The sequence below is a fragment of the Hymenobacter fastidiosus genome (assembly GCF_039539565.1).
GTDB classification, from domain to species: Bacteria; Bacteroidota; Bacteroidia; order Cytophagales; family Hymenobacteraceae; genus Hymenobacter; species Hymenobacter fastidiosus.
Genome location: NZ_BAABDJ010000007.1, coordinates 297,746 through 314,252 on the forward strand (window position 1 = coordinate 297,746; position 16,507 = coordinate 314,252).

13 protein-coding genes are annotated in these 16,507 nt (G+C 61.5%); 3 read left to right on the top strand and 10 right to left on the bottom strand.

Features of this window, described 5'->3' with window-relative positions; all coding sequences use genetic code 11:
* Nucleotides 1-54 precede the first annotated feature (54 nt).
* From ABD833_RS06285 to ABD833_RS06295, 3 genes are all read left to right on the top strand, one after another.
* Nucleotides 55-426 carry a hypothetical protein gene (locus tag ABD833_RS06285; RefSeq protein ID WP_345071722.1) on the top strand — a complete coding sequence of 124 codons (372 nt, stop codon included), beginning with the start codon at nucleotides 55-57 and terminating at the stop codon, nucleotides 424-426.
* Between the two features lie 107 nt (nucleotides 427-533).
* Nucleotides 534-983 (top strand): DUF6526 family protein, encoded by a 450-nt coding sequence (locus tag ABD833_RS06290; protein ID WP_345071723.1) that lies wholly within the window; start codon nucleotides 534-536, stop codon nucleotides 981-983.
* 159 nt (nucleotides 984-1,142) lie between these two features.
* A complete protein-coding gene (locus tag ABD833_RS06295; protein WP_345071724.1) occupies nucleotides 1,143-1,445 on the top strand; it encodes a DUF4286 family protein in 303 nt (100 codons plus the stop codon).
* A 55-nt stretch (nucleotides 1,446-1,500) separates the two neighbouring features.
* Here ABD833_RS06295 and ABD833_RS06300 read toward each other — a convergent pair whose 3' ends face one another.
* The 10 genes from ABD833_RS06300 to ABD833_RS06345 all read right to left on the bottom strand — a co-directional run bounded on the left by ABD833_RS06300 (nucleotide 1,501) and on the right by ABD833_RS06345 (nucleotide 16,491).
* Nucleotides 1,501-2,031 (bottom strand): GNAT family N-acetyltransferase, encoded by a 531-nt coding sequence (locus tag ABD833_RS06300; protein ID WP_345071725.1) that lies wholly within the window; start codon nucleotides 2,029-2,031, stop codon nucleotides 1,501-1,503.
* A 421-nt stretch (nucleotides 2,032-2,452) separates the two neighbouring features.
* The gene (locus ABD833_RS06305) at nucleotides 2,453-2,683 is read right to left on the bottom strand and encodes a hypothetical protein (protein ID WP_345071726.1); all 231 of its coding nucleotides are present in this window, start codon (nucleotides 2,681-2,683) and stop codon (nucleotides 2,453-2,455) included.
* Between the two features lie 79 nt (nucleotides 2,684-2,762).
* Entirely contained in the window at nucleotides 2,763-4,988 is a 2,226-nt protein-coding gene (locus tag ABD833_RS06310; protein ID WP_345071727.1) for a prolyl oligopeptidase family serine peptidase, read from the bottom strand.
* A 104-nt stretch (nucleotides 4,989-5,092) separates the two neighbouring features.
* Nucleotides 5,093-5,779 (bottom strand): hypothetical protein, encoded by a 687-nt coding sequence (locus ABD833_RS06315; protein WP_345071728.1) that lies wholly within the window; start codon nucleotides 5,777-5,779, stop codon nucleotides 5,093-5,095.
* A 248-nt stretch (nucleotides 5,780-6,027) separates the two neighbouring features.
* Nucleotides 6,028-7,485, bottom strand: coding sequence for a hypothetical protein (locus ABD833_RS06320; RefSeq protein WP_345071729.1), 1,458 nt, complete (start codon nucleotides 7,483-7,485; stop codon nucleotides 6,028-6,030).
* A gap of 193 nt (nucleotides 7,486-7,678) precedes the next feature.
* Nucleotides 7,679-9,235 (bottom strand): hypothetical protein, encoded by a 1,557-nt coding sequence (locus ABD833_RS06325; protein ID WP_345071730.1) that lies wholly within the window; start codon nucleotides 9,233-9,235, stop codon nucleotides 7,679-7,681.
* 214 nt (nucleotides 9,236-9,449) lie between these two features.
* A complete protein-coding gene (locus ABD833_RS06330; protein WP_345071732.1) occupies nucleotides 9,450-12,920 on the bottom strand; it encodes a hypothetical protein in 3,471 nt (1,156 codons plus the stop codon).
* Between the two features lie 133 nt (nucleotides 12,921-13,053).
* Nucleotides 13,054-14,502 (bottom strand): hypothetical protein, encoded by a 1,449-nt coding sequence (locus ABD833_RS06335; RefSeq protein WP_345071734.1) that lies wholly within the window; start codon nucleotides 14,500-14,502, stop codon nucleotides 13,054-13,056.
* 117 nt (nucleotides 14,503-14,619) lie between these two features.
* Nucleotides 14,620-15,012: a hypothetical protein gene (locus tag ABD833_RS06340; RefSeq protein ID WP_345071735.1), complete on the bottom strand. Its 393-nt coding sequence runs from the start codon at nucleotides 15,010-15,012 to the stop codon at nucleotides 14,620-14,622.
* 102 nt (nucleotides 15,013-15,114) lie between these two features.
* Entirely contained in the window at nucleotides 15,115-16,491 is a 1,377-nt protein-coding gene (locus ABD833_RS06345; RefSeq protein WP_345071736.1) for a hypothetical protein, read from the bottom strand.
* Nucleotides 16,492-16,507 lie beyond the last annotated feature (16 nt).

Below are 16,507 nucleotides of genomic sequence, written 5' to 3' on the forward strand. Positions count from 1 at the left end.
CCTTGCTCAAAGCCCGGCGTACACGGACCAAACCACCGGTTTTCAACCCCAGTCATGAAAAAATCACTCGGTCTTCTGGCCATCATTGCGGCTTCGGCCTTTTCGGCGCAAGCCCAGGTTACGCCCACCACTCCCGCGCCGCCGGTTACGACGACGCCGGAAATGCAGCAGCAGCGGGCCGCTGAGGCTCGCGGCACCTACGAGGATCAGAAACAGCAGACCGCAGTCAGTGCCCAGGCCGCCCGCGACACGCGCAGCGCCATGAGCGAAAACAAGCAGCAGCTGCGCGAGCAGAAAAAGCAGCTGCGCGACCAGCAGCAGCAGCTCAAAGCCCAGCGCAAAACTGAAAAAGAGAATAAAGCCCGCGAAAAAGCGGCACGCACCCAAATGAAGGCCGAAAAGAAGCGGGCTAAGGCCATGAATTAACACCCGCCGCCTTCTCAGCAAAAAACTCCGGCCCCGGCTGGAGTTTTTTGTTGCCCTGCTCACCGCTGCTTTTATCTGCCTTTTCCCCAACCAATTTTCACCCCCTGATGGCTGACCAACCAACCAAAAACACCCCGATGCTATACCCGTGGCATCACTTCGTATTGTTACCCGCAGCCCTGGTGCTGGCCGGCTACGGCATCCGCCGCTACCTCGATGTAGCCGGCGAAGATTCTGAAATTTCGCGCCTGTGGTTTACGGTAATGGCGCTGGCCATAGTGGGCCTGGGCGTACTGGTGATGCTGCGCCAGCATTACGCCCTCAGGCTCCAGGACCGGCTGCTGCGCCTGGAAGTGCGTCAGCGCTATTTCGAGCTGACCGGCCAACGCCTGCAACCCCTGGAAGCACAGCTGACGATGCAGCAGATTCTGTCCCTGCGCTTCGCCGGCGACGCCGAGCTGCCCGGCTTAGTGCAGGCCGCCATCACGGAAAAGCTCAGCGGCAAAGACATTCAGGCCCGGATTCAGGATTTTCAGTTCGATTCGCTGCGGGTGTGATTTTCTGGGGTCCGGGGGACTCGGGAGCTCAGGATCCTGGGTTTTTCCGCCGACTTTTGCGTTATCAAGACCCGTCTCCCCCGATCCGGCGCAGGCAATCCGGAACGCAAGCAAAAGGCCAAGCTCCCAGGCTCCCAAGTCCCCCAGACCCCAAAGACCATGATCCTATACAACGTCACCACCAGCATCGACCCGGAAATTGCCGAAGAATGGGTGGCTTATATGCGCGATACCCACATGCCGGAAGTAATGGCAACGGGTTTTTTCATCAAAAGCCAGCTCTGCCGCCTGCTCCACGAGGAAGACAACGGCGCAACCTATGCCTCCCAATACTACTGCGTGAGCCTGGAGCAGCTGGCAGAGTACCAGACCGTAGCGGCGCCCGCGCTGATCCAGGAAATGGAGAAGCACTTCGGTGGGCGCTACGCCTCGTTCCGCACCACGCTGGAAGTGCTGTTTTAAGATTAATGTGCTGATGTGGGGCTAATGTGCTGAGGTGGGGGAATGTGCTGAGGTGCTAATGTGGGGGAGTGTGCTGAGGTGGAGCCACGGCGGCTTCCACGGCGGCGTCGCACACGTACGCCTGAAGCTGCCCGGCCGTCATATTACCGTTGAGCCACTCCGGGTCGAGGTTGGCGCCGATGCGCTTGTAGAAGCCGATGGCCGGCTCGTTCCAGTCCAGCACCTGCCACTTCAGGCGGCAGGCGTTGGTGCGCCGGGCTTCGGCCACCACGGCGTCGAACAGCTTTCGGCCGAGGCCCGTGCCCCGCGCCGCTGCCGTCACTACCAGGTCCTCGAGGTACAGCATCCGGCCTTTCCAGGTGGAATAGGCGGTGTAAAAAAGCGCGATGCCCAGAATATCCTGCTCCGTCGTTTCGGCCACGAAAAACCCGAAAATCGGCTCCGGTCCGAATCCGTCGCGCTGCATGTCGGCCAGCGTGTTGGTGACTTCGTCCGGGGCCCGTTCGTAGATGGCCAGCTCGACGATAAGCGCGTGGACGCGGGGCAGATCGGCTTCAGTACCGCGGCGGATGGTGATGGTGGACATGGGGAGGGGAAATTAAAATCGTCTGTCATCCTGAGCAAAGCGAAGGACCTTCCTCCTCATCAATACTCATCGTAGTTCAATAAGCTGTTCCAGCACAACATAAACGGCGGTACTCATTGAAAAGGCTTCCAGGGTAAGTACCCAACAAGAATTAGTTTGACCTATTTGGAACGTCATGCTGAGCTTGTCGAAGCATCTCTAACTAGTCGTTAAACGATTGGTTTAGTGTGCGGTAGAGATGCTTCGACAAGCTCAGCATGACGTTCTTTTTAATGCAAAACGATTTTCGCCACCTACTTATCCGAGGAAGGTCCTTCGCTTTGCTCAGGATGACAGAGTAAATAAAAACAAACCACACAGCAACGCCCATCTGCACGATCAGCAGATGGGCGTTTACGTTACCCGGGGCCGCGGGCCGGAATTACATCTGAGGCTGCATCTTTTTGATGTCCTCGGTGGCGTTGACCGCGTTGATTTCGCGGGTTGCCGGATTCTCGGGGGCCACTTTACCGCCAGTGGTGTCGGGAGCCGCCGGAATGGGCGGCAGGGCTTGAGTGGCTACGTTATCGTTGGTGGTGTAGTCGGGATTTTCGCAGGCCGTAAAGGTCAGTGAAACGCTGGCCAGCAGACCGAGCAGAAGCTTTTTGTTCATAGGTAAGCCAAAATGGGACAGTCGATTGGGACTTTGGAGCCGCAAGATACGAAGCAGGCCGCGAAACCTGCCTACGCGGTTAGCGTCCCAGAGGATACGGATTCACCCCCATGTTATGGAAGGCAAACGACCAGATGTCGGCCCACTCCTGAATCTGGAGGGCCGTACTTTTGCCCGCGCCGTGACCGGCATTCACATCCACCCGAATCAGCTGGGGGTTGGGGCCGGAGTTGGCTTCCTGCAACGCGGCCGCGTACTTGAACGAGTGCGCGGGGACCACCCGGTCGTCGTGGTCGGCGGTGGTAATCATGGTGGCCGGATAGGCGGTGCCGCCTTTCAGGCTGTGCAGGGGCGAGAACTTGTAGAGGTTCTGAAACTGGGCGTAGCTGTCGGATGTGCCGTACTCCGGCGCCCAGTTCCAGCCGATGGTGAACTTCTGGTAGCGCAGCATGTCCATCACGCCCACCGCCGGCAGGGCTACGTGGGCCAGGTCGGGGCGCTGGGTCATGGTGGCGCCTACCAGCAGGCCGCCGTTGGAGCCGCCGGCAATAGCCAGGTGCTTGGTGTCGGTGTAGTTCTGAACTTTGAGATACTCGGCGGCGGCAATGAAGTCGTCGAATACGTTCTGCTTGTTGGGCGTCATGCCGGCCTGGTGCCAGGCTTCGCCGTATTCGCCTCCCCCGCGCAGGTTAGGAATGGCCAGGATGCCGCCGTTTTCGAGCCACAGCATGCGCACCACCGAAAAGCTCGGCGTGAGGGAAATATTGAATCCCCCGTAGGCATACAGGTAAGTCGGATTCTGACCGTTGAGCTGCACCCCTTTCTTGTGGGTGATGAACATCGGAATCTTGGTGCCGTCCTTACTGGCGTAGAACACCTGCGTGGTCACGTAGTCGGCCGGGTTCACAGCCACCTTCGGGGCCCGCAGCACGGTGCTGGTGTTGGTGGCGAAGTCGTAGCGGTAGATGGTGGTGGGGTAGGTGAAGGAGGTGAAGGCGTAGTACACGCTCTTCGCATCGCGGCGGCCGCCGAAGCCCGAAGCCGTGCCGATGGCTGGCAGCTCCACGTCGTTTTGAAACTCGCCGGTTTCGCTGTACACTTTGATCTGGCTGCTGGCATCCCGGAGGTAGGTTACCACGAGGCGGCCACCGACGTGCTCCACGTTTTCCAGCTTGTTTTCGCCCTGCCCGATAACTTCTTTCCAGTTAGCCTCCTGGGGCTTTTTGGGGTCAATCAGCACAATCCGGTAACGGGGAGCCTTGTAGTTGGTGAGCACCAGCAGCTGGCCGCCCACGTTGCCAATCACCGAGTTGTTGTGCTCGTAGCTGGCAATCAGGGGGGTAAACTTAGCCGCCTGTCTGGCGTCGGTCAGGTCGCGCACGGCCAGACGGTTGCCGTCGGCTTTGCCATCGGTGGTGTAGAGGGTCAGGAACCGCTCGTCTTCGGTGGTGCCCACGGTGCGGAAGCCCAGGGCCATGGCCTTGTCTTCGTACACCACCTTATCGGCACTCTGGGGCGTGCCCAGCTTGTGGTAGTAGACCTTGTGGAACTCGTTTTTGCCCGACAGCTGGTTTTCCCCGGCCTTGGGCGCGTCGTAGCGGCTGTAGAAAAAGCCGTCCTTGTACCAGGCCGCGCCCGATACTTTCACCCACTGCAGCTCGTCGGGAAGGGTTTTGCGGGTTTGCAGATCCATCACCTTGAGCTTCTGCCAGTCGGAGCCGCCGCCGCTGGTGGCGTAGGCCAGGTAGCGGTGGTCGTTGGAGAAGTAGGTGCCGGCCAGGGCCGTGGTGCCATCGGCCGAAAACTTGTTGGGGTCGAGCAGCACGTCGGGCTGACCTTCGGCGCCGTTCTGCTGCACGTAAAGGACCGCCTGGTTTTGCAGGCCGTCGTTTTTGGAGAAGTACATGTTGGCCCCTTCCACCTGCGGCACGCCGTAGCGCTCGTAGTTCCACATTTTGGTGAGGCGGGCCTTGATCTGCTCCCGGAACGGAATCTGGTCGAGGTAGCCAAACGTCACCTTGTTCTCGGCTTCGACCCAGGCTTTGGTTTCGGGCGAGTCGAGGTCTTCCAGCCAGCGGTAAGGGTCCGTAACGGAGGTACCGTGGTAGTCGTCGGTGTGGTTGACTTTGCGGGTTTTGGGGTAGTCCACAGTGAGGCGGGGTAAATTCGCTACCATCCCCCGCCGTTCGGTCGGGTTCGGGTTCGTGGTAGCAGTGGTTTGCAAGGCACCGTCCTGGGGGGGTTGGGAGGAGCGGCAGGCGGCCAGGGCAGTGAGAGTCAGCAGGGCGAGGGCGGGAGTACGCATAGCGCGAATAGGGAAAACAGATCGGGGAAGAGGTAAATGTAGCGCGTTCGGCTCAATCGGGCATTGTTTCGCGCAGAGTACGCAGAGTAGCGCAGAGTCCGGTTTTACGGTTGAGCGGGGCTCGTCATGCGCCCGATCTTGGGAATCACCTGAATCAGGAAGCGCTTGTTCTGGCCTTCGCGGGCCCCGGCGTAGCGGCCCGTGCCGAAGAAGCCGCTGCCGCCGATGATGAGCTCCACGCCGCGGTCCTGGCTGAAGTCGAGGCCGTTCTGCTTCCAGAAGTTGAGCAGGTTCAGGGCCCGGCGGTAGCTGAGCTGGTAGGTGAGCTGCTCCTCGGCCCGGTTGCGGGCATTGTTGCCGGCATAGCGCGCGGCCATGCCCTCCACAATCACGAGGTAGCGCACGGGCTGCTCGGTCTTGATGGTTTTAAGCACCGAGCGCAGGGTGCGGCCGGCCTGGAGCAGAGCGGGTTTGTAGGCATCCTGAATTTCGTCGCGCCCGGCCTTGAACTGCACCGGCACCAGCAGCTCGTGGCGCTCCAGCGTGGGGTCATATTTAAAGTACTTGCCCTCCAGGCGCTGCAGGGAGCGGCGGATCTTGGTTATCTGCTCCAGCTCCTCGGCCTTGGCTTTCAGCTCGCCGTTGGCTTTTTTCAAATCACTTTCCCGCTCCTTGAACAGCTTGAAGCTATATACGAACAGCACCAGCATCACCACGAACAAGGACGTCATCAGGTCCACGTAGCTGGGCCAGAAGAAATCGTTGGAAGAGCGGTTTTGCGGGTCGTTCATGGTTTTTATTGGTGTTCTAACTGGCCGTCATTCCGAGCGAAGTCGAGGAATCTCGCGTGGCGTCGTTGGATTACTATTGTCATCCTGAGCAAAGCGAAGGACCTTATCAGGGCAGAACGAGCCGCCACAATGAAAGTCGTTCAACTGGTATAAGGTCCTTCGCGCTGCTCAGGATGACAGTTACTTTGGCAACGTCAGCACGCGAGATGCTTCGGCTTCGCTCAGCATGACGTGCTAAATGGCAATTACTACACCGGCTTCACCCCGCCAAATAAGCTGTCCATAAACCGCTGAAACCGGTTCTTGGAAGTCGCCTTTACCAGCACCGTATTCAGGTTCGACAATTCGAGCAGCAGCTTGGCCTGAATCTGGGAGTCCAGCTCAATTTTGCGCAGCAGTTCCCGCTGGGTGGCCGATACTTCGCGGCCGAGCACGTCCTGCTGGGCGTTGAGATTCTGGAAGGGCTCCAGGTACTGGCGGATCCGGTCGAAGACGTTGTCCTTGTTGAGCTCCTGGAAGTGCTGGCTCCACTTTTCGTAGGCCTGCTGGGCGTCGCGCTCGTGGAAGCTCAGGCGCTGCTGCATCAGGTCGGTGAGGCGGCCGGTGGCTTCGTCGAAGTACTGCTCGGTGCGGGCGGCCACGTTGGTCATTTCCTGCTGGTGGCGCTGGAAGAAGTCGAGCTGGGCCTGCACCAGGTTGTCGTGCTGGCCGATGTACTGGCCCACGTTGTTGATGCCCCGCTCGAAGCCCACGAGCCGGTCGAGGATGCTGCTCACGGCCTGGGCGGTAGCGGTGCCGTCTTCCAGCATCTCATTCAGCCGCTGCTGGTAGCCCACAAACTGCCCGAACATTTCGGCCGACTGGCTCACTTTCTCAAACACGGCCACGTTGGCGTTGGCCATCTTGTCGAACCCGATTTCGTTGAGCCGCAGCAGGAAGTCGCGCTGCACTTTCACGTTTTCCGTCAGCGTTCCAATCACGGGCTCGAAGAGGACGACTTTGCTCACGAAATCCTGGTTGAACGCGTCGAGTACGCCCTTCAGGTTCGACAGGCTGCCGGCCATGTCGGAGTGCAGGATGGGCAGCAGGCGGGCCTGCAGGAAGGTGTAGTAATGGTTCCGGGCCTGGTCGAGGCGCTGGTGGGCGTTGCGCACGAGGCCGTTGCCGAGCAGCGTGAGCAGCAGCCCCACGAAGGAGCCGGCCATGGCGATGAGCACGCCGGTCAGGAAGGGCGTCAGCGCCTCGTCGTCGGATACGCCGTTGCGGGCAATGCCCACGAGGCCCAGAATCACGCCCAGAAACGTACCCAGCAAACCCAGATACAGGGGAGTGGCGACGTTGGCCTGCACCGCGTTTTCCATTACCTGACTCTGGCGCTCCGAAATATCCTTGAGGATGCTGAAGTCCGCCGCGCCCTTGTTGTAGCGCAGGTAGCCGTTGGTGTCGGCCATGATTTCGTGGAAGCCTTCCGACACGGCCTCGGCTTTGATGATTTCCACCGGAAAGGAGCCTTCCGGGGCGTTGGCGGCATAATCGGGCAGGTCTTCGCCGGTGGGCGTTACCAGCCGCCGCTCCACCCGCAGGGCGTCCTTGGCCGGGTACAGCTGGCTTAGCCGCTGCGCCTGAGCCCGGGTTTGCAGAAACGCGCGAATCTGCAGGCCCACGACAATGGCAACGACAACGACTTCGAGGGTTATTTCGAGCATGGAAACTTCAACGGAAACGAAGCACAAAGGTCAGCGCAAATACGCTGACCTACGAATCAATCTGCAAAAAAGAACGTCATGCTGAGCGAAGCCGAAGCATCTTGCGGGCTGACGTATGAATAGTAATCCAACGACGCCACGCGAGATGCTTCGGCTTCGCTCAGCATGACCGCCCTGTGGTTTTCTCCTACCCCTACTCAAACCGGATAGCCGCCTTCTGCTCAATCTGCCAGGCCCCGCCGCTCTTCACCAGCGTACCGTCCTTTTCCGTCACGATGCGCGTCACGGGGCCGTTGGGCTGCTGGTAGAGGCAGGCTTCGCGCAGGGAGTACTGGGCGCTCTGAATGGCGTAGGCGTGCACGGCGGAGTTGGACGTGACGCGGAACGTGGCGCGCTCGGGCACCCGGGGGTCGGGGGTTATTTCGTAGATGCTGTCGTGCTGGGGCTGGTCCTGCAGATCGTAGTCGCTGAAGCTGCCGTTGACGGGCACCTTGGCGTAGTAGCGCGTCGGCATGGGCGCAGCCGGCGCGGCGACTGGGGGCAGCGGGGCCGTGGCAGCCGACCAGTCCGTAGCCGGTAGCTGAACCGGCGGAATCAGGCTGTCGAATTCGTCGCGGGGGGCGCTGGCGGGGGAGCCAACGGGCAGTATCGGCGGCGTAACGGCTGTTTCCTGAAATGACTCAGGCGCAGCTACCGGCGTAGCAGGTGGTAGGGTTGGCGCAGGCTTGGCTACATTCTGCGGCTGCGTCTGGGGCGCGGGAGCCGCTACCGGCGGGGCTTGCCGCTGCTGGTTGCCTTGCGGCTGGTTGCCCTGCGGCTGGTTGCCTTGGTTACGCGGCTGATTCTGCTGCTTTCCCTGGTTCTGATTCTGGAGCTGCTGATTGCCGGCCGGCCGCTTACCCAGCTCTTCAGCCACGCGCTGCTGCACCAGCTTCTCAATCTCGCGCTGCAGCTCCGGCGTCATTCCTTTGGCGGCCGACACCGGGCGGGCCGGCATAGCGCCGCCGGCGGAAGCCTTCACTGATTCCAGCTCACTGCGGTGGCGGTCGGCGCGGCTACCCAGGTCGCTGATGCTGCGGCGCAGCATGACGTAGAGAAACAAGCTCAGCAGCGACAGAATCAGGGCCAGCGGGGCGAAGAACTTGCTCATCAGGCTTTCGCCGGCAGCCGGGCGCGGCGCTACGCCATTGGCCTGGTCCTGCTCACCGCCCAGGCCAGCTCCCGCATCTGCCGCCATGGTTTCGTCGGTGGCGGTGGTATCAACGAGGTCGGTCTGGTCGTCGGTCAGGCTGGAGGCCACGTCGGTGGGCGGGGTGCCGTTTTCGACGTAGCCTTTCAGCTGGGCTTCCAGGTTCTGCACGCCCTGCATGCGGGCGTTGTCCTTGCGGCGGGCCGGGGAGGCTTTCAGCTTGGTGATGATTTCGGTGGCCAGCTTCTGCAGCCGCGCCTTATCCGAGCCCAGACCATTATACATGGTACCCCGGCCTTCGAGCGGCTGGTAGAGCATGCTGTATACCTTCTGACTGTCGGCCTTGATACTGTTGGCCAGCTCCTTCAGGGTGCCGCCGCAGCGCAGGGTGCTTTGCAGGTTGGGCCGGCCGGTGTCGCCGTACACGAACTTCATCGTGGCGCACCAGATCTGGGTTTTCTGCTCGTCGAGCGTGGGCTGGCCCAGGGGCGTTTGGGCGTAGCTGGCCGTGGTGAGCAGCAGACCGATGAGCAGGGCAAGGACGCGGCGGGGAAGAGTCATAGCAGCGGGAAAGGAATAGGGACGCTGGTTTTTGTTGTTTGTTTCGATCGTCATGCTGAGCGAAGCCGAAGCATCTCGCGTGGTGTCGTTGGATTGCTAATCAGACGTCAGCACGCGAGATGCTTCGACTTCGCTCAGCATGACAATGCCATTGCACGCGAGATGCTTCGACTTCGCTCAGCATGACAGACGATTTTGTTCTAGCAGTCTTGCTTTACCCGTTCGAAATCAGCTCCCGGCTCAGGTTATACAACGCCTGTTTCATGGGGTAGAAGAACAGCGTTTCGGGCAGGGTTTCGCCCTGGCCGAGGTTGCGGCCAATCTGGTGCAGGCCCAGGTTGAGGCTGTCCTCGATTTCGCGCAACAGCAGCTCCTTGATGCGCTGCCGGTCCACGTCCACGCCGACTTCGCGCATGAGCGGGGCCACGTCGTCGTCGTCGAGCACGATGTCCAGGAAGCGCTTGGTGTTGTCGATGATGCTTTGCTTGAGGTCGGCATCCACCTGCGGCATTTTCAGGCGGGCGGTGTCGATGTCCTGACCTTCCAGAGCGCCGTTGAGCTTCACGGTCCGGATCTGGTCGAAGTCGGCGGCGCTGGTGGCGCTTTCCTCGAACAGCACCCCGCCGTTGGTGGTAGCCTCCTTGGGGTTGTCGGCCAGGATTACGCGGAAGTTCTGGGGGGCTTCCTGGCCCGTGGCGGCCTTGAACACGGCTTTGCTGATCTTCTCGATGGCGGCCATGCTGGCCCCGCCGCTGAGGATGCGCAGGTACAGGCTGCCCTTGCCCGAGAAGCACAGGTAGCGCGGGGGCTTGAGGCCCAGGTGCTGCACGAGCTGCGCCACGTGGTAGACGATGGCCGTGTAATGCAGGTAAAACAGCACCCGCAGCTGCCGCCCCTTGCCCAGGCCAAGGCTCTGAGTGAAGCGCAGCGCGTCGTTGTAGGTGAACAGCAGGCTGGTCACGTCGGCCGAGCCAAAGTCGGGGTTTTGCAGGGCGGCCCGCAGGTAGCCCTTGTACTCCTGGTTTTCCTCCGAGTCGGGCAGGCTTTCCACGTACTGCACGCCGAGGCGGAGCAGGCCGTTCTGCTTGGGCGCGCCCTGCACCCGGGCGTAGCCGTCGCCCCAGAGGTCGTCGCCGGCGAAGCGGAAGGACGAGCTGAAGGCGGGCTTCTGGTCGGCGAAGATCAGCAGGTCGGTGGTGCCGCCGCCGATGTCGATGTTGATGACGTTTTCGTCGCGGTTGGGCACCACCTGGTTGGTGGCCGTGAGGTAGTAGTACGGCGCCACCGACTCCGAAATGCACTGGGTGGGGCGGCGGGCCCGGAAAATCTGCTGGAACGCCTCGTCCCAGACCTGCTGGAACTGGTTGCGCAGAAACATGTCAAAGCTCAGCGGGGCAAACCACACCACGCGGGTGTCTTCCAGGATGCCGCCCTGCATGGCTGCCTTGTGCTTCATCAGCAGCAGAATCTCCTTGAAGAAGGCCGCAATGCGGTTCACGCCCTGCGGGTCCAGCTCGGCGCTCCACTTCAGGTTGGTTACGAAGCGGTTCTGGGGCGGCTGCCCGGTTTCGGTGTTGATGCTGAAGCCGATGTTGATGTTGCTGAGCACCTTGCTCGGCTCATTGGCATAGGAGTTCGTCTCGCACACGGCGGTCCGAATTGGGAATTCATACACCGATCCGGCCTCGCCGATGATGCTGGGCACGAACTCGCGGTTCTGAATCAGCGGAATATCGAACAGCTGGCCGGGGCCGCGCATGTAGCGCTGGAAGGCCGAGTAGCCCGTGTCGGGCAGTGGGGCGTTGAGCAGCTCCATCTGCAAATCAGCCTCGCCGATGGTGAACGGGCGCGGGTGCGCCGACGGGCCATCGGCGTACGCTACGTGGGTGTTGCTGGTGCCGAAGTCGACGGCGAAGGTGAAGCGGCGGGTGCCGCGGTCCAGCTCCCGCCAGCGCGGCACGATGAGGCCGCGGGCCGGCGGTGCGCCGTGGAAGGCCGGCGGGCAGGTCAGCTCGGCGAGGTCGAAGTGGGTGCCGGTGATTTCGTAGTAGGTGCTGCCGGCCGTGGAAACGCTCTTCTGGGTGCGCTCAAACTTGGTGGCTTTCCGTGCCGCGCCCTGGTCGGTGAGCCGCTCGCCGCCCACGAAGAACGTGAGGTCGTAGCGGCGCTGGAGCATGGTGGGCGAGTTGTCGGCGTCCACGAGCATCACCTTGTAGAAGTCGTTGTATTCGGGCTGGGCCCGCATCTTGTAGAACGGGAACACGCCCAGGCCGATGTTGGCCTTCACGATGCGGCCCTTCTCGGGAATCTCCCGGCCCTGCGCATCTTTCGGGTTCTGGGGGTTCTGGTAGTAGCTGCGCTCGAAGGTGATGAAGCGGCCGCCCTGCACCGGAATCCGCAGCGTGATGCGCACGTGGTTCAGGTCGATGGTGAAGGTGAGCAGCTCGGCCAGGTCGTGGTCGGTGAAGTACTCGAAGAACGTCTGGCGCAGGGGCAGCAGGTAGGGGAAACGCGCCCGGCCCTGGGTGTCGGCCCCGTACTGGAACGTGACCTTGCCGGTGTGGAAGCGCTGGGCGTTCAGCTCGTAGGGCAGCTCCACCAGGGCATCCTCCAGGAAGTCGCCGACGGTGAGGTAAGGATATTTGAAGCCTTTGCCGGGCAGCACGCGGTTTTCCAGGGTCAGCTCGTCGGCGTAGGGCACCGGCGTGCGGTCGTCCCAGGGCTGGCCGTTGAGGTAGTTGGCGCCCTGCATGGTCAGGTTGGGGCGCAGCACCAGCGGCGTGGGCCGGCTCTGGTTGGTGTGCCGCGTGGGCGCGATGAACAGGTCGGAGCTGGTCACGGCCGACTGGTCGGCGCGGCTCGGCAGCGGCACGTACTTCACGCTGGCCAGGTTGCCCTGGAAGTCGGCAATGGCGGGGTACTTGGTGGCAAACTGCTGGGCCGTATGGTCGCCCTGCATCTGCATCTGGTTGATGAGGTTGCGGTCCAGTCCGGCAAACACACTGCCGGCAAACTCCCGGCGCTGGAGCTGCGGGTAGGCCAGAAACAGCTCGTAGATAAACTCCCGGAAGGCCGGCGAACGGTCTTCGAGCAACACCACCTGATTATCGAAGTAATGTCCCTTGGCCTGGGCGCGCTCCAGATCCAGCTGGCGCACGGCCGGGGCCGTGAACAGTAGCGTCAGCGGGGAGGTGCCGCCCAGCAGTTGGGGCCCGCCGGGCATATTCGGCGACTCGTAGAACACGAGGTACATATCCGAGAAGTCGCGGAACCGGTCGTCCTGCAGGAACAGGCGCAGGGTTTCGCCCAGCAGGCGGGTGCCTTCGTCCTGCTGCATCCGCTTCAACTCGGCCTCCACGTTCCAGCGGCGCAGCGTGATTTTGCGGCCGGCCTGGGTGTAGAGGTTGTAGTTGTAGAGGATTTCAAACAGGTCCCAGAAGTGCGACACCAGCTCATGGTACACCGAGCCGGGGTTGCGCTGCCCTTCCCGGGCCAGGAAGTCGAAAGCCGTTTCAAAGAGGTGCATCCGCGCAAACGGCGTCGGAATGCTCACCGCCACGTTCCTGGCCCGCCCGCCCGTGGGGTCGGTGACGGTGTTGATTTCGGTGCTGGTGATGGGCGCAGTTTTCTGCCAGCCCTGCACCTGCTGGGAACCGTTGTTGTGAAGACGAAGGACTTTGGGCATATATCAGCCCCACCACCCGGCCCCCTCCCCTTTGGGAGAGGGAGAGCCTGACGAAGGTATTCGGGGTATTTAGATTTTGAACTAGGAAACTACAACTAGAGCCCCTCCCCACAGGGGAGGGGTTGGGGAGGGGCTACACCACTTTCACCTTTTCCTCAAACGCCTTGTCGGTCACCTGATCGAACAGGGCGACGAGCTTGCGGAAGCTGTCGGGCTCCTGGATGGATTTGGCGGCGTCGTTGAGCTGATTGAGGAAGTAGTTCTGGCTGAGGCCCTTGTTGAAGAAGTCGTTCCACTTTTTCTCCACCGGCTTGCCCGCAATCATGGCGTTGAAGTCGTCGGTGGTCAGGTCGAAGGGGCGGAAGGCGCGGCGGTTCTGGCTGAGCTCCTTCAGCCATTCGTCCACGCCGTACTCGGGGCTGTGGAGGAAGTTGTTGAGCTCCTTGAAGATGGGCTCGTTGCGCAGGGCGTGGGCCAGGTTCAGGTTGTCGTGGTAGGGCGCCTTGTCGGTGGGCAGGTGCTGCTTGTGGTAGCGCGAGAAGTAGAGCAGCTGGGTCAGGTGCTTGGCAATCAGCTCCCGGCTTTCGTCGGGCAGGTGGCTGAAGTTCAGATCCTGAGTGTCGGTGCCGAGGCCGTACTCGTGGAAGTGCGGGGCACCGTTGCGCAGCTCGGCGTCGGAGTACTGCATGAAGTCTACCACGCTCAGGGCGGCCAGCAGCTCGATAAGGTGGGCCTTGTTGCGCTGGGCCGTGCCGCCGGGCTGGTTTTCGTAGGGCGTGTCGGGCGTGTCGGCCAGGTAGTACAGCGCGTCGAGGCCCGGCAGGTTGTGCTCGTAGTAGCTGAGCGCGGCCTTGGTCTTGGTCAGGAAAGAGTTGGAGTCGATAACCGAGTTATCCTCACTCTGGAGCGCGAAGTAGGGCATCACCGTCACGGCGCCGGTGAGGGCCGAGCGCAGGTAGCCCGAGTTGCTGAGGCGGGTGTTGGGGTCCTTCAGGTTTTTGAGCAGCAGCGGGAAGCCCGCGGCACCCGTCCCTCCGAAGATGCTGGAGATGAAGAACACCCGGTCCCCGGCCTGGAAGTTATCGGCGAAAAACCGGATTTCCGGCGACTCCACCACCTTGTTCAGCACGATGCTGCCCACGTTGGGCGAGCCGCGGAAGCCAATGGTGAGCGGGCTTTCCAGGTTATCCTGGGTGAAGAGCAGCTCCACCAGGCCCTTGGAATCAACGGACAGCTGGTCGTAGCTCAGGTACTGGCGGAAGCTCTGGTTGATGCCGCCGAAGTCGAACACGAACGTGTCCTTCACCCCGCCGTTGGTATCGGCCGAGATGCTGCTCAGCGTGCTGATGTCGGTCTGGAAGAAGCCGTCGTCGCGGGGGCCCAGGTGCTGGTAGATCTGCTGGTAGCTCTTGAGCATATCCACCGTGCGGTTCATGTCGCCGTTGTGGGCGTCGGGGTCGATGATGATGGGCACCACCCGGTCGCAGTTGGCGAGCTTCACGCCCGAGGCCAGCAGCATGGTCAGGGAGCGGATGACGCGGGAGCCGGTGCCGCCAATGCCGAAAATGAACAGTTTAGCCATGTCTAGTAGGGAGTAGTAAGTAGTGAGTAGTTAGATAAGGGAATGAGGCAAAACCGCGCAACTGAGGGTTGCGTCCATTGTCTCACTACTCAATACCACCTACTCAATACTAATGACTTAAAAAGGAGTCGTGCTGGCGTTGGTCGAGCCGCGCTTGAGCAGGGCGGAGAACAGGAAGAACCAGACCAGCCCAATGATGGCGTTCCAGGTCGCCATCCAGTAGATGTAGGAGTGCGAGGCCACGGCCTGGGAGTTGGCCTGCGTGATGCCGATGATGAAGGCCAGCACGGCGTTGAGCACCAGAAATATTACCCAGTGACGCAGCTTGTTGAAGGTAGCCACGCCCATAGCGCGGTTGATGAGATAGTAGAAAATCAGCACCATGCCCAGCGAAAGACCGAGCGTAAGCAGGCCCACGTTGGGGAAAATAACCTCCCGGTACACGGGCGTTTCGGAGGATGGCTGCGGGGTACCGATCAGTTCGTACAGAAAGCGGAAGAAGCTTTTCATGGGGCGGAATATGGCGCAAATCGGGTTTGCGAGTGGTGGAAGGGGTTCAGGAAAGGAAAGCCCGGCCGTGCGGTTGATACGGCAACCGGCAGTCCGCGTTAATTAATCGGCGGGCTGCAGGATGAGCGGAACGACGAAAACCGGCTGCTGGCCCTGCTCAGTGGTGGTGACGGCCGCCACCCCGTCGACGAGGCTGCTCAGGGCGAAGGTTTTGGCCCCGGCCTGGTTGATGTTGCTGTCGTTTTTGGTGGTCCACTGGCTGATCCAGGCCGGGCGTTGGTCGTTGAGCATAAGCTGGAGGGGGCGGGCGGCCTTGCCGAGCTTCGTAACGCGCACTTTCACGAAATGCGTGTACTGATTTTCGGCGCCGCTACTGTTTTTCGTCTGGTCGTTGGCGGCAAACACGCTGCTGATCTTCGCGTCGGTATCCTGAGCCCGGAGCTTCAGGTTGGTTTTCAGGTAGTTCACGTCGCGGTACAGACCCGGCAGGGTTTTCAGGTCCAGCCCCACCACGAACTCCACCGGCTCCTTAGTCGATACGCTGCTGATGGCCACGGTATGGTAGGCCGCCCCCGCCGCGCGCTTGCTGGCATCTTTCTCGCCGTAATACCAGGCGCCCACGTTCTGAAAACGATTCAGCAGCGACGAGGCCGGCACCGGATACTTCACCCCGAAGTGGGCCTGCTGCCCCGGCTGGCGCTCCATGAGCGCGGCATCGAAGCGCCGCACCGCGTCGGCGGGCCCAATCACCCAGAAATAGTAGGGAATAGCCGTGTCGCAGCAGCTATTGATTTTCTTCACCGCGGTTTTGAGCGCCGGATAGAACGCGCCCCGGAAGTCCGAGGTGTAGCCGTAGACCGACACGGCTAAGTCGGCCCGCTGGGTGCGGTTCAGGGCGTCGGTGACGTCGGTGCTGATGTAGGGAATGGCCCCGGCGTTTTTCGGGGAGTAGATGAAGTCCGAAATCAGCACGTTCACCGTGTTGGGGGCGTAGTAGCCGCTTACCAGCGTATCGAGCACGGTGGGAATGTTGGTGCTGCTGGCCGGCTGCTGAATACCGCCGCGCACGGTCTGGGACAGCAGCTGGTACGAGTCGCGGTAGGGCTTCTCCTTGATGCGGAAGTAGGTCTTGCGGGCCGCGCTGCTGCGGTTTACTTCCGACAGAAACTGGGCCACGTGCTGCTGAAAGCGGGTGTTGGAGGCATCCGCGCCGGTTTTAGGCATGAAGCCTTCCATCGAGCCCGACACTTCCAGAAACACATTCACCTGCGCCAGCGGACCAGCCGCCGGGGGAATGGCCGGAGCGGCCGGAGGCTCCACCGCGGCGGCGGCGGCAGTTTCTTTCGGCACTTCCGCGGCCGGCGTTTCGGCGGGTGGGGCAGCCGCGCTGGTTTCGCCCTTCATATCGGAGCGGGAGTAGCAGCCCGCCAGCAGCAGCCCGAGGGCCAGAGCAGGAAACAGGCGGAAAGAGCTGGTCAAATGCATTCGAACAAAG

What these genes read in the sequence shown, in the direction of transcription:
- ABD833_RS06285 (WP_345071722.1), top strand. Translation starts at nt 55, where the DNA reads ATGAAAAAATCACTCGGTCTTCTGGCCATCATTGCGGCTTCGGCCTTT.
- ABD833_RS06290 (WP_345071723.1), top strand. Translation starts at nt 534, where the DNA reads ATGGCTGACCAACCAACCAAAAACACCCCGATGCTATACCCGTGGCAT.
- ABD833_RS06295 (WP_345071724.1), top strand. Translation starts at nt 1,143, where the DNA reads ATGATCCTATACAACGTCACCACCAGCATCGACCCGGAAATTGCCGAA.
- ABD833_RS06300 (WP_345071725.1), bottom strand. Translation starts at nt 2,031, where the DNA reads ATGTCCACCATCACCATCCGCCGCGGTACTGAAGCCGATCTGCCCCGC.
- ABD833_RS06305 (WP_345071726.1), bottom strand. Translation starts at nt 2,683, where the DNA reads ATGAACAAAAAGCTTCTGCTCGGTCTGCTGGCCAGCGTTTCACTGACC.
- ABD833_RS06310 (WP_345071727.1), bottom strand. Translation starts at nt 4,988, where the DNA reads ATGCGTACTCCCGCCCTCGCCCTGCTGACTCTCACTGCCCTGGCCGCC.
- ABD833_RS06315 (WP_345071728.1), bottom strand. Translation starts at nt 5,779, where the DNA reads ATGAACGACCCGCAAAACCGCTCTTCCAACGATTTCTTCTGGCCCAGC.
- ABD833_RS06320 (WP_345071729.1), bottom strand. Translation starts at nt 7,485, where the DNA reads ATGCTCGAAATAACCCTCGAAGTCGTTGTCGTTGCCATTGTCGTGGGC.
- ABD833_RS06325 (WP_345071730.1), bottom strand. Translation starts at nt 9,235, where the DNA reads ATGACTCTTCCCCGCCGCGTCCTTGCCCTGCTCATCGGTCTGCTGCTC.
- ABD833_RS06330 (WP_345071732.1), bottom strand. Translation starts at nt 12,920, where the DNA reads ATGCCCAAAGTCCTTCGTCTTCACAACAACGGTTCCCAGCAGGTGCAG.
- ABD833_RS06335 (WP_345071734.1), bottom strand. Translation starts at nt 14,502, where the DNA reads ATGGCTAAACTGTTCATTTTCGGCATTGGCGGCACCGGCTCCCGCGTC.
- ABD833_RS06340 (WP_345071735.1), bottom strand. Translation starts at nt 15,012, where the DNA reads ATGAAAAGCTTCTTCCGCTTTCTGTACGAACTGATCGGTACCCCGCAG.